Source organism: Bacillus sp. FSL K6-1033 (genome assembly GCF_038630765.1).
Lineage (GTDB): Bacteria > Bacillota > Bacilli > Bacillales > Bacillaceae > Bacillus > Bacillus altitudinis.
This window is the reverse complement of record NZ_CP152041.1, coordinates 60,156-77,443: the sequence shown is the minus strand read 5'-3', so window position 1 is coordinate 77,443 and position 17,288 is coordinate 60,156. Positions and strand designations below refer to the sequence as shown.

The window sequence follows — 17,288 nt, the reverse complement described above, 5'->3', positions numbered from 1 at the left end:
ACAGCTCTATAATAGGAATAAAACCACATAGGCACAGTAAAGAGCGAGCACACTGCATAAGATGAGAATGGTTTCAAAAAGACCGCCTGATTTTTTGCGTACTGATGTTCTTTTCGCAGCAGCAGCTCTTGATCGTGAAGGTGCGGCCTGTTGATGTTGGGGAACAGCTGGCTTTTGCCTATTTGGCTGTGATGGCTTCTTCTGTCGTGATTTTCTTGAAGCAAGCAATTGTCCTTCTTTCAACATCGCGCTTTTCATGTCTGCCGCTGATTGATATTTGCCTTGGAGAGCCGCTTTTAACACCCTCTCATATCGCTTTAATAAAGGATGTCCTTCAATCGCTCGATAAAGCTGCTTTTCTGGTTCTGCCCCTTTTTTAAATTCTTTTTTATAGGCACAGTTCACCATGACCATACTTAAGGCAAATAGATCATAAGAAGGTTCTGCTTTTCTTGTACCGAAGCCCCAGTAGCCGCGGTCAAAAAACTCGGTGTATTCCTTAATCGCCCTTCCTGCCTTCGTTGTTCCTCCAACATCAATACATCGAATCGTAGCTGGGGGTCCTGAAACGATGAGATTATCAGGCTTCAAGTCACCGAAGATCCAGCCTTCCTTATGTAAGTGAGCAAGGTTAGACAACAGTTGAATCATGAGAACGACGATCCATTCATCGCCTTTTTGTTTCACAAATTCAAGCAGCAATGGACCTCTGACATACTCCATGACATAAAACGACCGTTTCTCTGACATTCCAGGATAAAGAGCATCATCCATATCATAAAAAGAAGGCCCCATGGTTTTCACAGGAGCCTTTGAAAAGGATTTTAATACATTGACTTCAGATGCAATGAGCATACTGTCATCACTCACTTTAAGGGCCACTTGTCCCTTTGGCGATTCGGCCAGATAAACCACACCGTTCGCCCCTTTTCCCAGCTCTTTTACAATGCGGTAATGTTGATGATGCCACTTTCCTTTTATCATTGTACCTAATGGGATGTTAGAAGCCGAATTCATCATGTTCTTCCTTCGCTTCAAGCAGCCCTTTTCGTGAACGAACTGATTTGAAATGCTGGAGTGCTTCTCGAATTGCTGGTCCTGTCGGTGTAATTCCTCCTGTTGTCAGCTTCGGGAAAATCGATGATAACGAATCGAACCGTGGCGTCCAGTTCAACACAATTTCTGCATCTGAGTTTTTCCCGGGAAATACACACATCCCAAACTGATTTTCACCAATTCTCGAATTTAGACTAATAGAGAGATCGATGAGTGCTTCTTTGACCGTTGGCAACTTCGGTTTCATACTTGCACTCGTATCCACAAGCACAAGCACTTGAAGATGAACAGTCTCACCGAGCTCGTCCACAACTTCCATCACTTCTCCACGCTTATCTGGGGGAAGTTCTTCAATTTCAGTATCTTTGCCAAGAATTTGCTGCAATTCTTTATTCACAACACCTTGTAACGTTTGCGTCATCGCCTTTTTTGTAACCATTTGTACGGTTTGAGACAATTGCTGAACGTAGACAACCTGATGAATGCCTCCGCCTGCTAGAGCAATCCCCTCTACTTCTTTCATCGCTTCATGATCGTGTCTGTTCTCTTCCATAATGCCAATGACATTGACTGTGATTCCTTGCTCCTTTGCCAATGCGGCAATCGCAAGTGGGTCTTCCCCATGATTTGAGCAGCCATCTGTAATCAGTAAGATTTGGTTTACGTGACCTTTTCGCATCTTCATTCCTCCTGGGATTGTAACTGAATGCTTATATCCCCATCATCGCCAGAAGAAATTCATATTATACGATATTTCAAGAAATCTCTTGTTTCTGGAGATAGAATGTACCGGTCGGAATGGATGCCCATTTTGGTGTATTGTGGTCGAGCCTAATAACGACAACCGTCATATCGTCATCGATTTGACCTGCTCTTGTGCGAATGACCTCCTCCATTAATAAATCAGCAATCTCTTGCGGATCTTCTGTTTTAAAGCTCTTCATTTTTCGTTTGACCCACAAATCATGATTTTCGATATGCTTTGGTCCTTCAAAGATACCGTCGCTCATCATGATAAGGAGATCTCCTGCCTTCATCTGTTCACTCACCACTTCTACTTCAAATTCATCAATAATGCCAATAGGCAAGTTGCTGGCCTGTACCTTCATCACTTGATCACCACGTTTAATAAAACTTGGGGTGGAGCCAATCTTGAGGAACTTACAGCTCGCATCCTGTAAATCAATGATAGATAAGTCTAATGTGGAATAGACTTCATCTGTTGTCCGTAAAGATAAAATGCTATTAATCGTTTTAATCGCTACTTTTTCATCAATACCAGACGCCAAGATTTTTTCTAACAGCTTGATCGTTTCATTGCTTTCAAAATGGGCTCTTGCTCCATTTCCCATCCCATCACTAATAGCTGCGGCATATTTACCTGCACCCAGCTCCATCATGCTGTAGCTGTCTCCAGATACTAATCCTCCGCCTTTCGCTGCATGTGCTACACCTGTAGACACTCGATACGATTTTGCAGAACCGAATACAACATGACAATAACCTGTTGGATGATCCGCACACTGCTCTGCTTTGACTAAAACTTGTTCTTCTAAAATATCCGAGAGCATTGGAGCGATGATTTTTTCGCATTCCCCATGACCTTGGCAATAGGGAATTCTCATCTCTATATCAACATTTCCCTGTTCTAAGCTATAAATTTCAACTTGCTGAATTTCAATTCCAAAGTTCTGAAGTGCTTCTATCATCTGCTCTTCCTGAATAAAATGCTGCTCTCTTTCTCGTTTTATTTCCCGGGAAAAATCCTCCATGACTTGTGAGACACCCATAAGTTGTTCGGCCACAAGGCGCCTGCTGTCTTGGACCTTTTTCTTTAAGGTCTGATTTGCTTTATAGTAAGCTATCTCCTCTTCAATCAATTCTTCTACATGCTTTGATTTTGAGCAGTGCTGACTGAATTTCTTTTTCAACTTCCGGTTATGCTCGTACGTTTTTTCATCAGATTCATGCATAACTTGTTTCATGAGTTCATAGGTTGTATCAAAGTTCTGCACCCAGCATTTATTTTTCTTATAGCACGTTTGACAGGAACGTTCTGTGATCGTACTTAAAAAAAGATCTACATCCTCTTCCTGCTTCTTCTCCTCAGGAATGGATTCGTAAAATGTCGCAAAACTCTCAGACAGCGCATGAAATACATTAGAGAATTGATCTACCTTTTTTGCTGTCACGTCTCGTACTTTTCTGGCATATTGCTGCTGTTCCTGTACATGCTCTACCGTACCAGGAATATATTTTGCCACCTTGGACGTTACTGACTGTGGCGTGAGCAAAAACAGTGCAACTGCGATGAGTGATTCATATAGCGTTGTCATTAGCCCTGCTGACCCTTCACCGTAGAGGGAGATTAGTAAAGAACCCACAATCAAGCCGATGGCTGCTCCTGCTTTTTTCCCCTCTTTTAATAATCCGCCTAATAAGCCCGAAAAGGCAAGCAGACTCATCTGATAAAGGTTGCCGATGTTGGCGAGACCAAGAATTAATCCAGTTACAACACCCACTGTACAACCAATACTCGCTCCTCCAATAAAGGCAAAGCTCAGCACTACATATCGTGACAAAATATGCTCTGCCTGCATTCCTTGAAATGTGATCCCAGCCAGACCTGTTAAAACTGAAGCGATTAATATCATAAAGCAAATAATTTCTTCAACCTTTAAAGAGTGTTTGATTTTCCTGACTGTAAATATCGGCAAACTTTGAAGAAAAATCAGTGTCAAAATGAAGGCAAGTCCAGCTTCAACCCCTGCCATCACATAGTCATAGCTTTGAACCGCACCCTGCTCGAGGTATACAAAAGCTCCCCTTGTCATCAGCATTGAGAGCACAATCACAACCGGTAATGTTTTCACTGGGTCTTTGATGATGAATGAAACGACCTTTGACATGAGAAGGAACACGATCAATGACGCAAACACGAATAATGCATTTTGAGGTGATATCGTCATCGCTCCAGCAAGTAAAGCAAGACAAGCAAGCATGGCTTTATCCCTTTTAATGAGCACCATGGACCCAAAGAAAGGCAATGCAAACGGCATAATTTCAGATAAGATAAAGGCTCGTCCCAATAAAAAGCCCAGAACAACATAAATAAACCCTTTATAGAAAAAAAGAGAATGCGTATGATGAAGAAACAGGTTTTTCATCTTTTTTAACCCTGCACTGATTCTTTCAAACCCGGCTCCCGTTAAATCAGTTCTTCTTTCTAGTTTTTCCATCTTTTCATCCCCCACCTGATATTCGTTGCTTGTCATTATAGCGAAGGTGAAAAAGAAATTTTGTCAAAAGAAGTTGTCGTTTCCATAAAACGTTCGACGCTTTATTTGCCAAAAAGGCATACTTTCTTGAAAGTCGATGTCTTTCATCAGAATTTTACGAAAGCACAAAAAAAACAGCTTTCCTATAGAAAGCTGTTTTGAAGATGACCCGTACGGGATTCGAACCCGTGTTACCGCCGTGAAAGGGCGGTGTCTTAACCGCTTGACCAACGGGCCTTGCTTATTGTTCTTTTTAAAAGGATAGCGGCGGAGGGGATCGAACCCCCGACCTCACGGGTATGAACCGTACGCTCTAGCCAGCTGAGCTACACCGCCATAATATAAAATGCGCTAAGAAGCACAAGAACTATAATACAAAGGATTCGCTTGTCCGTCAATAGAAAGTTTTAAATTAAATGGCGAAATCACAAAAAACGTTGAATTTGTATTGAAAAAAAGCACCCGCTAAACAGCAGGTGCTTTGTTGTGAAAGATATATAGAAAGCAGCAACAAGTTAACCTCTTCTTGCTCCGCGTCCCCCACGTTTTGATTCCGTGTTACGTTTTAAAGATGTTAAGCGGTCTTCACTATCTTTTAAGAATTTGTTCATTTTTTGCTCAAACGATTCCTTCGGACGGAAATCATTTCTGCTCGGTCTTGATTGTTGTTGTTGAGGACGATCTTTTGCTTTTTTAATGGACAAGCCGATTTTACCGTCTTTTTCAACGTTAATCACTTTCACTTCAACTTGTTCACCGACTTTTAAATGCTCATTAATATCTTTTACATAGTTATCGGCTACCTCACTGATATGAACGAGACCAGTTGAACCGCCTGGCAACTCCACAAAAGCTCCAAAATTTGTAATGCCCGTAACTTTCCCTTGTAACTTGCTGCCAACTTCAATCGACATAAAAAAAGTGCTCCTCCTTAGACTTATAAAAAAATCTCATTTGTTCAATTATACATAAACTGAATTTTAAGTGTCAACAAGGCTAATCGCTCTTATTGCCCACATCAAAGATTTTTTCGCCTTTTTTGGACATATAATAGTCCCGTCGTGCCAGTTCGAGTACGTATTCCTTGCTTTTCAGCTTTTTAATTTCATCAGAAATATCTTCCTGCTTTGTTTGTAATTGCTTCAATTCTTTTTCAAGCGCAACCTTCTTCTCTTCTTTTTCTTTCAATGCAGACGATTGCGACCAGAGGGCACTTGTTACCAAAACAGCAAACATGAGCACAATGACTCCAAACACGGTAAGCCTTCTAAGGAGTCCCCGGCGTTTGCGTTTTAGGCGCTGCGCTTGCTGTTCCATTTGTTTTTGATAATCATTTTGAATTTGTGCGATATTTCTTTTTCTCTCGTTCAAGGATGAAGGCCTCCTCTCTTACTTTGTCCAGAATTGTTTCCATTTCGTTTTCATGGTACGAGATACTTTCTTGATCCCTTGTAAAATTCCTGCTCCTTTTGAGAAAAACAACCTCATTGATGTTCGCCATTTTTCGGGAATTCGATGAATAATGGTTACATTAAGTAACCAAATAAGCGGATAACAAACAATATACAGCACCTTCCACACGAGTCGAAACGCAAAACGAACAAGGCGTAAGAGCGAGTGGAACAAGAACAGAAGAGCACTTATGATCAAACCAACGATCCAGCGAATGGGCTGGAAAACCATCGACATGATCAGCCTTTTCAGGACGAGAACAGTCTGATAAATACACCTCATTACAAACTTGAGGATGTTCATATACAGCTGTTTCATCAATGCCTGGTACATCGAGAAACCTAAAGCAACAGCTAGAAAAATATAAAGCCTGAATTCTCCCTCATTGGTCAGCAGCAGGACATAAAAGAATAAGAGACCCTGCACCACCCAAAAAAGGAGGTCGTGAATGACCAGCAGCCATTTTGCTGTTTTTTCACGGTTCACAAACAGCTTGTACGTATCCAGCGATGCGCCCAGCCAGATGCCCATCGCCGCCATCGAAAGCATCGTATAAAACTGGACCGTCAGTGTCATTTAAACAGCTTGCTAAAAAATCCTTTAGCTTTCTCCCCGTGCTGCTCATCTACATAGATTAAGTCAAAGACACGCCCTTTAATGGACACAACGCCCTTTTCTACATCTAAGTTTTTCATTTGCAGATTTTCTCCGCGAATGGCGAGGACTCCCATGACAGTCTCAAGCAGAAATTCTTCATTATCAAAGCTCTCGACTTGTTTGACCCCGGTAATATCTAAATGCTTTCTGTTGCGCATTGTGACATGATGCTCGGCTTCTGATGACAACTTCGTGCCTTGAGGTTGATTATAATATTGATTCATTTATACATCCCCCATATCTCATACTTGCATTGTTACTGCATTGTATGTGACAGGCGGGACATTTAGAACAAGCCCTACTCTGCTGTTTTCTCTTCTTTTAGCACGGTATACATGCCAGCAGCTTCTTCTTTTTTCGTTGTGTCTTTTAACTCGTTGACTTGAACGGTCACAAGCTTTTGGCCGAAGCGGATTTGAAGCTCGTCTCCTTCTTTCACGTCAGAGCTGGCTTTCGCCTGAGTGCCATTAATGGAAATTCTCCCTTGATCGGCTACTTCTTTTGCCAATGTTCTTCTTTTGATTAAACGAGACACTTTTAAGAATTTATCTAGTCTCATGTATGTTCACCTCTTTCTATGCGTTTGGCATCGTTCCACAGATCGTCCATTTCTTCTAGGGTCAAGTCCTCTAGTGAACGCCCTATGTCCTTTGCTTTTTGTTCAATATGCTGAAAGCGCCGCATAAATTTTGTGTTTGCAGAAGAGAGGGCGGTTTCAGGCTCTAGGTGATAAAATCTGCCGATGTTGACGAGAACAAATAAAAGATCCCCAAATTCATCCTTCATCTGCTTTGTTGCACCTTCATCCGTTTTCTCTGCCACTTCCACAAGGAATTCCTGCTTTTCCTCTTCGTATTTGTTCCAAATATCCTCTACTTCTGTCCAATCGAAGCCCACTTTCGCTGCTTTCTTTTGGAGCTTATAGGCTTTTGTTAAAGCTGGAAGAGTCGTTGGAATGGATTGCAAAATAGATGCTGCACGCTCCGGTTTTTCCTGCTGCTTGATTTTTTCCCAGTTGGCGACGACATCTGATGCTTCAGACACATCCGTATCACCAAACACATGCGGATGTCGTCGAATCATTTTTTCTGTGACATGCTGGATGACGTCATCCATTGAGAAGTAACCATCATCTTCACCAATTTGAGCATGGAGTAAAACTTGAAGCAGTACATCTCCGAGTTCTTCAACCATATGATCTGGATCGTCTTCATCTATGGCTTCCAGCAGCTCATAACATTCTTCAATTAAATATGGTTTGAGCGACTCATTCGTTTGTTTTTGATCCCAAGGACAGCCGCCAGGACCTCTTAATGTACGAATGACTTCACGGAAAGTGTCAAATTGTTGATAGAGTAGCTTTTCATCTTGGATTGGAGGCACATAAACACTCGTTAAGTTATTTATCGACACATCTCGATCAAGTTCAAATAAAGGAACACCTGTAATCTGTTCCTGACTGCTTCCAGCTGCCGTTACGATAAAGACTTCATAATCGTCAGGTAGCTTTTCCATGAGGGTCAGCTTCACATTCGAGGCTGTCATCTGATCATATACTTGACAGATCAGCACATGCTGGGTCAACTTTAGATCATCCGCTCTCATATCCCCTGCGTCAACGAATTGCAGCCCTTCAATTGGGTCAATCTGTAAGGAATTAAACGTCGCATCCAAAAAGCTTTGTCCACCAGCCACGTACACCTCAACCCCGCGCTCCTTCTGTTGTGAAACAAGAAGCTGCACTGTCTTTTCCGCTACAAACGGGTGACCTGGTACTGCATAAACAATATCTTTCTCCTCAGCCTCTCGGAAGAGAATGTCTGTGATTTCCTCATACACTGCATCAAACTGATCATGCTTTTCATATATCTCATCAAAAAAGGTCAGAGACGGGACTTCCTGCATCAATTCTGCGGTGAGTGGATGATCCTGCGTTCTCATGTATACTTCTTTCGCCTGCTTCAGCTGCTTATATACACCGAGCGTCAGCTGATCCATGTCGCCTGCCCCAAGACCAACGACTGTAATCTTACCTGCCATTTCAATTCCCTCTCATCTGTTTAAAATATAAAATCTTTTCTCCTAATGGAATGAGTCTCCATTCCTCTTCCGTAAATACGTCTAGCTTAAGAATACTATATAAAAAGGCGAAACCACCAATAAAAACTGAAGTCAGGCTCTCTAAAACAGAAAACGGACGTTTCTCAAAGGGAATGACCCAAGAAAACAATGCCTGATATCCAATTAAAACGACAGCCATGAATGCTGCTGATAAAAGAATTTTCACTGGGAATAGCTCTCTTATTGAAATCCACCCTTTATGCTTCAAATACACCGCATTGAGCGCAGCGGCGGCGAGAAACCCACAAACAGTCGACCATGCGGCTCCATAAATGCCGAATAACGGGACAAGAGCCAGCGTCAGCCCCCATTTCACCAGTACACTGATCAGGACCACAATAGCCGGGTACACGGTATGTCCCAGACCCTGAAGTAAAGCGGTTTGCGTAATCGCCATTGATGTAAAGGCAATGGATATGCAAAATATTTGCAGCGCATCTGTCCCTAAGTCATTACGAAAAAGCATAATGTTTACAGACGATAAAATACATATAAGCCCGACAGCTGAACCAATCCCCAGCACCGATGTTGCCTTAAACGATGTACGTACTTTTTCACGAATTGCTTCATGCTGCCCTTTTCTTAAGGCCGACGACAAAAACGGAACAAGAGACGTCCCGATACTAATTGCAAACACCGTCCCGAGCTGCAGGAACGGCTGACCTCGGTCATATACGCCTTTTGCCGCCTTTGCAGCTGCTTCACTCAGTCCCTCACTGCGCAGTAGCGCATACAAGTGAAAAGCATCGATCATTTGCATCCATAGGATCAGCAATCCACTCACACAAATCGTCAATGTATACAGCACCAAACTCTTCAGCACATCTTTTTTCCGCAGTGTAGCCTGTTTTAATGTCTTGCTCGCTGACAACCGCTTCCGATAGGTCAGCCAAAGGAAAAGAAGCAAAAGGAGTGAAGCAGCACTTCCAGCTATAGAAGAGAACACCGCACCCGCTCCTGTTTCATAAAGCGAATAGCCATGTCTCACAAAATAGAAAGATAAAACAAGCAGGACGCCTACTCTGATGAGCTGCTCAGCCAATTGAGAGACCGCAGTGGGGAGCATCAGCCCATCACTCTGAAAAACACCCCTCAGCATCACGGTAAGCGGCAGAAATAGAAACACAAACGAACTCATCTGGATGAGAAGCATTAATTGACTGTCTGCCATGAGATTCGCAAGTGTGCCTGCTCCTATATATAAACAAAGAAATAAGACCAAGCTCAGCAAAGTGATATACACCAAGGATACCTTTGTAATGATTCGGCGATTCTCCGCACCATGCTCGCTCAGGAGCTTGGACACCATCACAGGAAAACCAGTGGTGCCGAGCATGATCGCAATGCCAAGAAAGGGATAGACCTGCTGATAAATATAAAAACCTGTGTCTCCTATGATATTTTGAAAAGGGACACGATATACGGCACTCAGTACCTTTGATAACAAGCCTGCGATGGTTAAAATCACCGCACCTTGGAAAAGCCAATGCGGCTGATTCACAGCATTTTTCATGGGTGACTCCTTTATGTTCAATCAAAAAATATACCTGCATTTAAACGCACTCATTATATCATATGTGACTGGCAAGCCGTTTCTTTCTAAGGAGTAGACGATACATTCATTATTTTGTTTCATCCCATATAAAAAACGCCGACAAAATCAGATGATTTCATCGGCATTCTTTCTTTTTATCAAGATGATATAGAATTATTAGACCTAATGTTCCATTTGACGGGCTAAGAAGCCAGCTGCCGTTTCTGCCGCTTTATGCTCCACTTCTCCCATTGAACGCTCTTTAGAAAATAAAACGACGGCGCCAATTGGATCTCCGTTTGCAACAATAGGTGCAATGGTATAAGCTGATACATCATCATCAATACCATCCACAAGCTGAATTTCTTTCTTGCTGTCCTCTAATACAGAATTACGCTGATCCATTGTTCGTTCAAGTAAATCACTAATGGATTTGTTTAAGTACTCTTTTTTTGAACTGCCGGATACAGCAATATACGTATCACGATCACAGATGAGGATAGAATGACCCAAACTGTCGAATAAAGCATCAGCATATTCCTTCGCAAAGTCTCCTAGCTCACTAATCGGTGAATACTTCTTCAAAATGACTTCTCCATCGCGGTCGACAAAAATCTCAAGTGGATCTCCTTCCCGGATGCGCAATGTTCTGCGAATCTCCTTCGGTATAACCACTCTACCTAGATCATCGATGCGGCGTACAATTCCAGTTGCTTTCATTCACTGCTGCCTCTCTTTCGTTTGATGATGTGTTGGGTGAATGGAACAAAAGCGTCCACTTTATGCAACATTCACCACTTGACCCTGAGATTAGTATCTGTCACATCAAACGTAATATACACGAGAGACCAACAAAATTTTATGAAGATGGAATGGTTTCTTTTTTCACATCTTGAAGACCTCGAAGCATACGAAGAACGACTTCAAGCCACTCCTCCGTTTTCTTGCCTTTTGTTTGGACAGAAATAATCAGCTTGCTGCCTTCCATGCCAAGACCGATATCACGTCCATATTGACTGCCAAGCTCAAATAATTTTTGACCATCGATGTCGCTGCTTGCTTTTTCATCGAGAGTGAGTCTGACAATGCCTTTCTCCATCTTGATCAACTCGACACGTTCCTGCACAGCGTACACCTTCATCGTCGCAATCGTGAACAAATCAGCCACTTCTTGCGGATATTCTCCGAATCGGTCAATCATTTCATCTTGAAGCTCTTTCCGCTCTTCTATTGATCCAATCGCTCTAAACTGTTTATACATCTCGATTTTTTGCTTGCCGTCAGAAATATAAGTATCTGGAATGTAGGCATCAATTTGGAGATCAATTTCCGGCTCAAATTTTTCTTGAGCAGTTGTATCGCCTCTTCTTTCTTCAATGGCTTCTTTCAGCATTTGAGAGTAAAGGTCGAATCCAACAGAATCAATAAATCCATGTTGCTGTGCACCAAGTAAATTTCCTGCTCCTCGAATCGTTAAGTCACGCATCGCAATCTTAAAGCCTGACCCAAGCTCGGTGAATTCTTTAATAGCTTGAAGTCTTTTCTCAGCTACTTCAGAAAGCACTTTGTCTTTTCGATAAGTGAAATAAGCATAGGCCACACGATTCGAGCGCCCAACTCGTCCTCTTAACTGGTACAGCTGCGAAAGCCCCATTTTATCAGCATCGTGAACAATGAGCGTGTTCACATTTGGTATGTCTACGCCCGTTTCGATAATGGTTGTACTGACGAGTACATCCGATTCACCTTCTAGGAAATTAATCATCACGGATTCCAGCTCGTTCTCACTCATTTTCCCGTGTGCGTAGCTTACTTTTGCGTCTGGAACAAGCATCGAGATTTCATCTGCTTTTCGTTCAATATCCTCCACTCGGTTATAAAGGAAGTACACTTGACCGCCTCTTGCCAGTTCTCGCTCAATGGCTTCTCTAACTAACGCACCATTGTACTCGACAACATAGGTTTGAACTGGGAAACGGTTCTCAGGTGGTGTTTCAATAACAGATAAGTCACGTACGCCAAGCATCGACATATGAAGCGTACGAGGAATTGGCGTTGCCGTTAACGTCAGCACATCAATATTGGCTTTCATTTGTTTAATTTTCTCTTTATGCGTCACACCAAAGCGCTGCTCTTCATCGATAATTAACAGTCCTAAATCCTTGTACACAATGTCTTTTGAAAGAAGACGATGCGTCCCAATGACCATATCAATCGTTCCATTTTTCAGCCCTTTTAAGGTTTCTGTTGTTTCTTTTCGTGTACGGAAGCGGCTAAGCTGAGCGATTTTAACAGGATAGTCTTGGAATCTGTCCATAATCGTGTCAAAATGCTGCTGCGCTAAGATCGTTGTTGGTACAAGCAGTGCCACCTGCTTCCCGTCAGCAATGGCTTTGAAGGCTGCTCGAATCGCCACCTCTGTTTTTCCATAGCCCACATCTCCACAAAGCAGACGATCCATCGGGCGCTCCCGCTCCATGTCTTGCTTGATTTCATGAATCGAGCGAATTTGATCATCTGTTTCTTGGTAAGGGAATGCAGATTCAAACTGGCGCTGCATCTCATGGTCAGGCGAGAAAGCATACCCTTTGCTTGCTTCACGTTCTGCGTACAGCTTAATCAGATCATCCGCAATGTCCTGCACAGATGATTCTACTTTTTTCTTCACGCGTTTCCAGTCGCTGCCGCCTAGTTTGTATAGCTTTGGTTCTTTTCCTTCTGACCCTACATACTTCTGCACCTGATCAATTTGTTCAACAGGGACATAAAGCTTGTCGCTTCCTTGATAATGAATATTTAAATAATCTTTATGAATGCCGCCAATTTCAAGCGTTTCAATTCCTAAATACTTACCGATCCCGTGGTTAATGTGCACCACATAATCGCCCACTTGCAGCTCTGAATAGCTTTTGATTCGCTCTGCGTTCGTCAGCTTTTGCTTACGTGCCTGCTTCTTCACACGTTTCTTGAAAAGTTCACCCTCTGTAATGACAGCAATTTTGGATAAAGGCAGTTCAAAACCGGTTTGCAGCTCACCTTGTAAAATATATACTTGCCCGCTGACAAGCTCAGCATCAGGTTTAGCAAGAGCTGCTTCAATGTCATAATCATGCAAGACAGATGACAGCTTCTCTGTCCGCTCTTCATCCGCACCTAAAAAGACAACCGTATAATTCTGCTTTTTGTAGCGTTCAATTTCACTTGCAAGCACATTCATCTGCCCATGGAAATTCTGCATTTGCTTACTAGATACATTGACGATATTTTGCGGATTGGTCTGCTGAACATGTCTCAAAAATAAGGAATAGTACAGAATCGATCTCGATTGCTGATTGAACAGCTCTTGAAATGGGAAGGAAAGGGCTAGATCATGCAGGATATTCCCTTCTTCCAGCAGACTAATTGTCCAATCTGCTTCTTCCTGTTCAAGCTGTTCTTCCATCTCCTGAATTCTGCTGATTTCATCTAGAATGATAATCGTATCCTGCGATGTATAATCTAGCAAACTAGCAGGCTTTTCATAGAAATAGGACAGATACTTCGTCATTTCTTGTGTCACAATACCTTCTAGCAGCTTCTCACGATCAGAAGAAATATTCTGATGGAGCAGTTCTTTTTGTTTATCCGAGTTGAATTTCTTTAAGCTACTGGCAAGACCTTCGTCAAGCTGTTCAATCGCTCTCACTCGTTCAGGCCCTCTTACAATCAGCTCTTTCGCCGGGCCAATCTTGATTTCTTGAAGTGTTTCCAATGAACGCTGCGTGTCAGAGTGGAAGGACCGAATAGAATCCACTTCTGTATCAAACAGCTCAATACGGATCGGGTGGTCTTCCGTTAACGCATAAATGTCAATGATTCCTCCGCGCACACTAAAGTCTCCGGGCGCAGCGACCATGGACGTCCGGTCATAACCGATTTGCACGAGTTGTTTTGAAAACGCCTCCAAATCAATTTCTTCACCAACCTTTAAATGGATCTGACTCTCCTTCCAGAGCTCAACAGGAGGAAGCATTCTACGCACTGCAGCTGCTGGGGTCACGACAATCGGATTTTCTCCATTTGCGAGACGATTCAATACATCAAGACGCTGCGCTCTAAGCTCAGGGCTTGCCACAGCAATTTCAGATGCAATGAGTTCATTGACAGGATAAAGAAGGACCGAGTGATCCGGCATCACACTTGCTAGATCATCTGTGACCTTCTGCGCTTGATATAAGTTGTGTGTCACAATAAACATCGGCCGCTTTAATTCGTCTGATATGGCGGCTGTAAATAAAGATCTGACGGAGCCTGATAGTCCGGCGAGCAGTTGTTCTTTTAAACCTTCCTTTAGCCCATTAAAAATGGACTGAAAATCATCACTTTGTTTGATAAATGATTGTATATTTTTCATTTGGCTCCTCCTCCCTGCTTGTTTAAAACAGAAAAACGCTTTGGTCTATTATCTACACCAAAGCTTTTTATTGAATAAAGGTATGATACTGATGGTAATCAGGATTTCTTTCGAGCGCCTCTTGGCAATCCTCACAAATGGTTTGTACATGTAAATCACCATTTTCCCTATAAGAAATCATATCGTTTCTTTCCTCATTTGTTAAGTGATGAAATCCAAGTGCTTCACTTTGGACAGCGGATTCATCTAGACTGCCAACCTTTACACCACAGTGCCGGCAGTAATAGTGCAAAGCCATACGTGATCCTCCCATGCTGAGATTTTATGATCAGTATGTGCTTTGCTTATCATTCTTATACCTTCTTGTTAAAATCATTCATCACTTCTAAAAATGGCTTTGTTAAAGCCGCTTCACAAGCTTCAACAGATGCTTGAATAGCAGATGAGATATCAGGCTGTTCTTCCTCTGAGAAGCGTCCTAGTACGTAATCGACGACCTTCATGCCGTTTTGTGGACGGCCGATGCCGATACGGAATCGGTCAAACTCTGGTGAACCTAAATGCTGAATCAACGATTTGATTCCGTTATGTCCGCCTGCACTTCCTTTTGTACGCAAACGAATTCGGCCCGTTGGCAAATCAAGATCATCATAGATGACCTTCAAATGTTCAAGGGGAATATCATAGTAATCCATCAGCGGACGCACACATTCCCCTGATAAATTCATATATGTAAGAGGCTTCACAAGTAGAACCTTTTGCCCCGAAACAAACCCAGTTCCATATTGTCCATGGAATTTTGATTGATTTAATGGGATGTCCCATTTTTTTGATAGTTCATCTATTGTCATAAACCCGACGTTATGTCTTGTTTTTTCATATTCTTTTCCTGGATTACCCAATCCAACGAACGCAATCATGAAACCAATAACCTCCTTTGTCGCACATGCACACGCCTAAAAAATGAGCCAATGTGATTGCCTCATGCAAAACGTATGAATTCTTTTCATTCTAGCACAAAAGACGTAACCGCGGGAGGGTTACGTCTCTAATTGACCAGTTATTCTTCGCTGTCATCTTTTTCTTTAATGGCCTCAGGCTCTTGCGTTTCCTCTTCACTATCTGGCTCTGGAACCTCTGATTGCTGAGGCGGTAAGATCGAAGCAACAACTTCTTCTGGATCATTATTAATTTGATACGTAGACTGAACAGACAGATCACCAACTGTTAGTACGTCATTTACTTCTAAGTTTGTAATATCAGCTTCAATATTTTGCGGGATATCCTTTGGTTTCGCTGTAATGGATAGCTCAAATAGTGGCTGCTGAAGCACACCGCCATCCTTTACACCTTTGGATTCGCCAATGAGTTGTACAGGTACATCTGCGTCAATTTCTCGCTGTAAGTCGACCACTTGGAAATCAGCGTGGACAAGCTCATTTTTCAACGGATCTGTTTGCAATTCTGTTACCATCACAGATTTTGTTTCACCGCCAACGTCTAATGTGATGATTGTGTTTTTTCCTTCATCACGTAATGTCTTTAATAAATCAATACTGTCTAATGAAACAGCAAGGTTGTCTGTATTTTTTCCGTATATGACACCAGGAACGTGTCCTGAATGACGGATTTTTTGCAGTGTGGAACGTTTGAAATCAGTTCTTTTATTTGCTTTTAAAGTTGCCATATTCAGCACCATCCTATTTCTTTTTTGTCACTACTTTCATAAATACCCATAACTGAATCATTTTAAACATGTTTGTCTTTCATTTATCACAGCAAAAAGACCCCAAGCTGATGCCTAGGGCCTTTTTCAATCAGAAAATTAGCTGAAAAGGTAGCTCACAGATTCTTCTTCATGTACACGGATGATGGCTTCTGCAAGCAAAGGCCCAACTGAAAGCGGAATGAATTTTCCAACTTTCTTGTCATCTGTTAAGTGAATACTGTTTGTCACAACTAATTCTTTAATTTTAGAGTTTGTAATACGTTCTACTGCTGGTCCAGACAATACTGGGTGAGTACAACAAGCATAGACTTCAGCCGCTCCATTTTCCACAAGTGCATTTGCAGCAAGTGTAATCGTACCAGCTGTATCAATGATATCATCGATGAGAATCGCCGTTTTGCCTTCAATGTTCCCAATGATGTTCATCACTTCAGCCACGTTCGGCTTCGGACGACGTTTGTCGATAATTGCGATTGGTGCTTTCAGGCGGTCCGCCATTTTGCGCGCACGCGTAACACCACCGTGGTCAGGAGACACAACAACGATATCATTCAAGTTTTTCTGTTCGAAATAGTTTGTTAAGATTGGCACAGCCATTAAGTTATCGATTGGAATATCAAAGAAACCTTGGATTTGCGGCGCATGAAGATCAAGTGCAATGACACGTGTAGCACCTGCTGTTTCAAGTAAGTTCGCAAAAAGCTTCGCTGTGATTGGCTCACGAGGTTTCGCCTTACGATCTTGACGTGCATATCCGTAATAAGGGATGACAATATTGACCGTTTTCGCAGAAGCGCGTTTTAGTGCATCTACCATAATGAGTAGCTCCATAATGTGCTCATTGACTGGCGCACTAGTAGATTGAATAACATAACAATCACAGCCACGGATACTTTCTTCAATATTGATTTGGACTTCACCGTCACTAAAACGTTTAACAGAGCTCTTTCCTACATCAACTCCGATACGATCGGCAATTTCTTTGGCAAGTTCAGGGTTTGAATTCAAAGAGAATATCTTTAAATTCGCATCAGCATAACGATTAGACATGGTAAACCTCCGGGTATT

Annotated in this window: 16 protein-coding genes and 2 tRNA genes; all 18 read right to left on the bottom strand. The window is 42.3% G+C overall.

Going from position 1 to position 17,288, the window contains the following annotated elements:
* Positions 1-6 precede the first annotated feature (6 nt).
* The 18 genes from MHH31_RS00410 to MHH31_RS00325 all read right to left on the bottom strand — a co-directional run bounded on the left by MHH31_RS00410 (position 7) and on the right by MHH31_RS00325 (position 17,270).
* Complete coding sequence (locus MHH31_RS00410; protein ID WP_135009440.1) at positions 7-1,017, bottom strand: protein kinase; 1,011 nt, start codon at positions 1,015-1,017, stop codon at positions 7-9.
* The gene (locus tag MHH31_RS00405) at positions 1,001-1,735 is read right to left on the bottom strand and encodes a VWA domain-containing protein (protein WP_008341829.1); all 735 of its coding nucleotides are present in this window, start codon (positions 1,733-1,735) and stop codon (positions 1,001-1,003) included. Before MHH31_RS00405 ends, MHH31_RS00410 begins: the two co-directional genes overlap by 17 nt.
* Before the next feature lie 76 nt (positions 1,736-1,811).
* Entirely contained in the window at positions 1,812-4,295 is a 2,484-nt protein-coding gene (gene spoIIE / locus MHH31_RS00400) for a stage II sporulation protein E (RefSeq protein WP_342495145.1), read from the bottom strand.
* A 204-nt stretch (positions 4,296-4,499) separates the two neighbouring features.
* Positions 4,500-4,571: transfer RNA gene (locus MHH31_RS00395), tRNA-Glu, on the bottom strand.
* A gap of 25 nt (positions 4,572-4,596) precedes the next feature.
* Positions 4,597-4,670, bottom strand: a tRNA-Met gene (locus MHH31_RS00390).
* A 179-nt stretch (positions 4,671-4,849) separates the two neighbouring features.
* Positions 4,850-5,248: a S1 domain-containing RNA-binding protein gene (locus MHH31_RS00385; protein ID WP_003217901.1), complete on the bottom strand. Its 399-nt coding sequence runs from the start codon at positions 5,246-5,248 to the stop codon at positions 4,850-4,852.
* Positions 5,249-5,330: 82 nt separating this feature from the next.
* Entirely contained in the window at positions 5,331-5,705 is a 375-nt protein-coding gene (locus MHH31_RS00380) for a septum formation initiator family protein (RefSeq protein ID WP_007496186.1), read from the bottom strand.
* Between the two features lie 18 nt (positions 5,706-5,723).
* Complete coding sequence (gene yabQ / locus MHH31_RS00375; protein WP_024719361.1) at positions 5,724-6,362, bottom strand: spore cortex biosynthesis protein YabQ; 639 nt, start codon at positions 6,360-6,362, stop codon at positions 5,724-5,726.
* Positions 6,359-6,667 (bottom strand): sporulation protein YabP, encoded by a 309-nt coding sequence (gene yabP / locus MHH31_RS00370; protein ID WP_007496190.1) that lies wholly within the window; start codon positions 6,665-6,667, stop codon positions 6,359-6,361. The genes yabQ and yabP overlap by 4 nt, the downstream gene beginning before the upstream one ends.
* Positions 6,668-6,741: 74 nt before the next feature.
* Positions 6,742-7,002, bottom strand: a complete 261-nt coding sequence (locus tag MHH31_RS00365; RefSeq protein ID WP_008341839.1) for an RNA-binding S4 domain-containing protein — start codon at positions 7,000-7,002, stop codon at positions 6,742-6,744.
* The gene (mazG, locus tag MHH31_RS00360) at positions 6,999-8,483 is read right to left on the bottom strand and encodes a nucleoside triphosphate pyrophosphohydrolase (protein WP_058337196.1); all 1,485 of its coding nucleotides are present in this window, start codon (positions 8,481-8,483) and stop codon (positions 6,999-7,001) included. Before mazG ends, MHH31_RS00365 begins: the two co-directional genes overlap by 4 nt.
* 1 nt (position 8,484) lies before the next feature.
* The gene (locus MHH31_RS00355; RefSeq protein ID WP_058337195.1) at positions 8,485-10,077 is read right to left on the bottom strand and encodes a polysaccharide biosynthesis protein; all 1,593 of its coding nucleotides are present in this window, start codon (positions 10,075-10,077) and stop codon (positions 8,485-8,487) included.
* A gap of 204 nt (positions 10,078-10,281) precedes the next feature.
* Entirely contained in the window at positions 10,282-10,818 is a 537-nt protein-coding gene (gene spoVT / locus MHH31_RS00350) for a stage V sporulation protein T (protein ID WP_007496196.1), read from the bottom strand.
* Positions 10,819-10,957: 139 nt separating this feature from the next.
* Positions 10,958-14,491 carry a transcription-repair coupling factor gene (gene mfd / locus MHH31_RS00345; protein WP_058337194.1) on the bottom strand — a complete coding sequence of 1,178 codons (3,534 nt, stop codon included), beginning with the start codon at positions 14,489-14,491 and terminating at the stop codon, positions 10,958-10,960.
* Positions 14,492-14,558: 67 nt separating this feature from the next.
* Entirely contained in the window at positions 14,559-14,789 is a 231-nt protein-coding gene (locus tag MHH31_RS00340) for an anti-sigma-F factor Fin family protein (RefSeq protein WP_003217967.1), read from the bottom strand.
* A 55-nt stretch (positions 14,790-14,844) separates the two neighbouring features.
* Positions 14,845-15,411 (bottom strand): aminoacyl-tRNA hydrolase, encoded by a 567-nt coding sequence (pth, locus tag MHH31_RS00335; protein WP_007496201.1) that lies wholly within the window; start codon positions 15,409-15,411, stop codon positions 14,845-14,847.
* 140 nt (positions 15,412-15,551) lie between these two features.
* Complete coding sequence (locus MHH31_RS00330) at positions 15,552-16,178, bottom strand: 50S ribosomal protein L25/general stress protein Ctc (protein WP_008341853.1); 627 nt, start codon at positions 16,176-16,178, stop codon at positions 15,552-15,554.
* Positions 16,179-16,316: 138 nt separating this feature from the next.
* Positions 16,317-17,270 (bottom strand): ribose-phosphate diphosphokinase, encoded by a 954-nt coding sequence (locus MHH31_RS00325; protein WP_003217907.1) that lies wholly within the window; start codon positions 17,268-17,270, stop codon positions 16,317-16,319.
* Positions 17,271-17,288 lie beyond the last annotated feature (18 nt).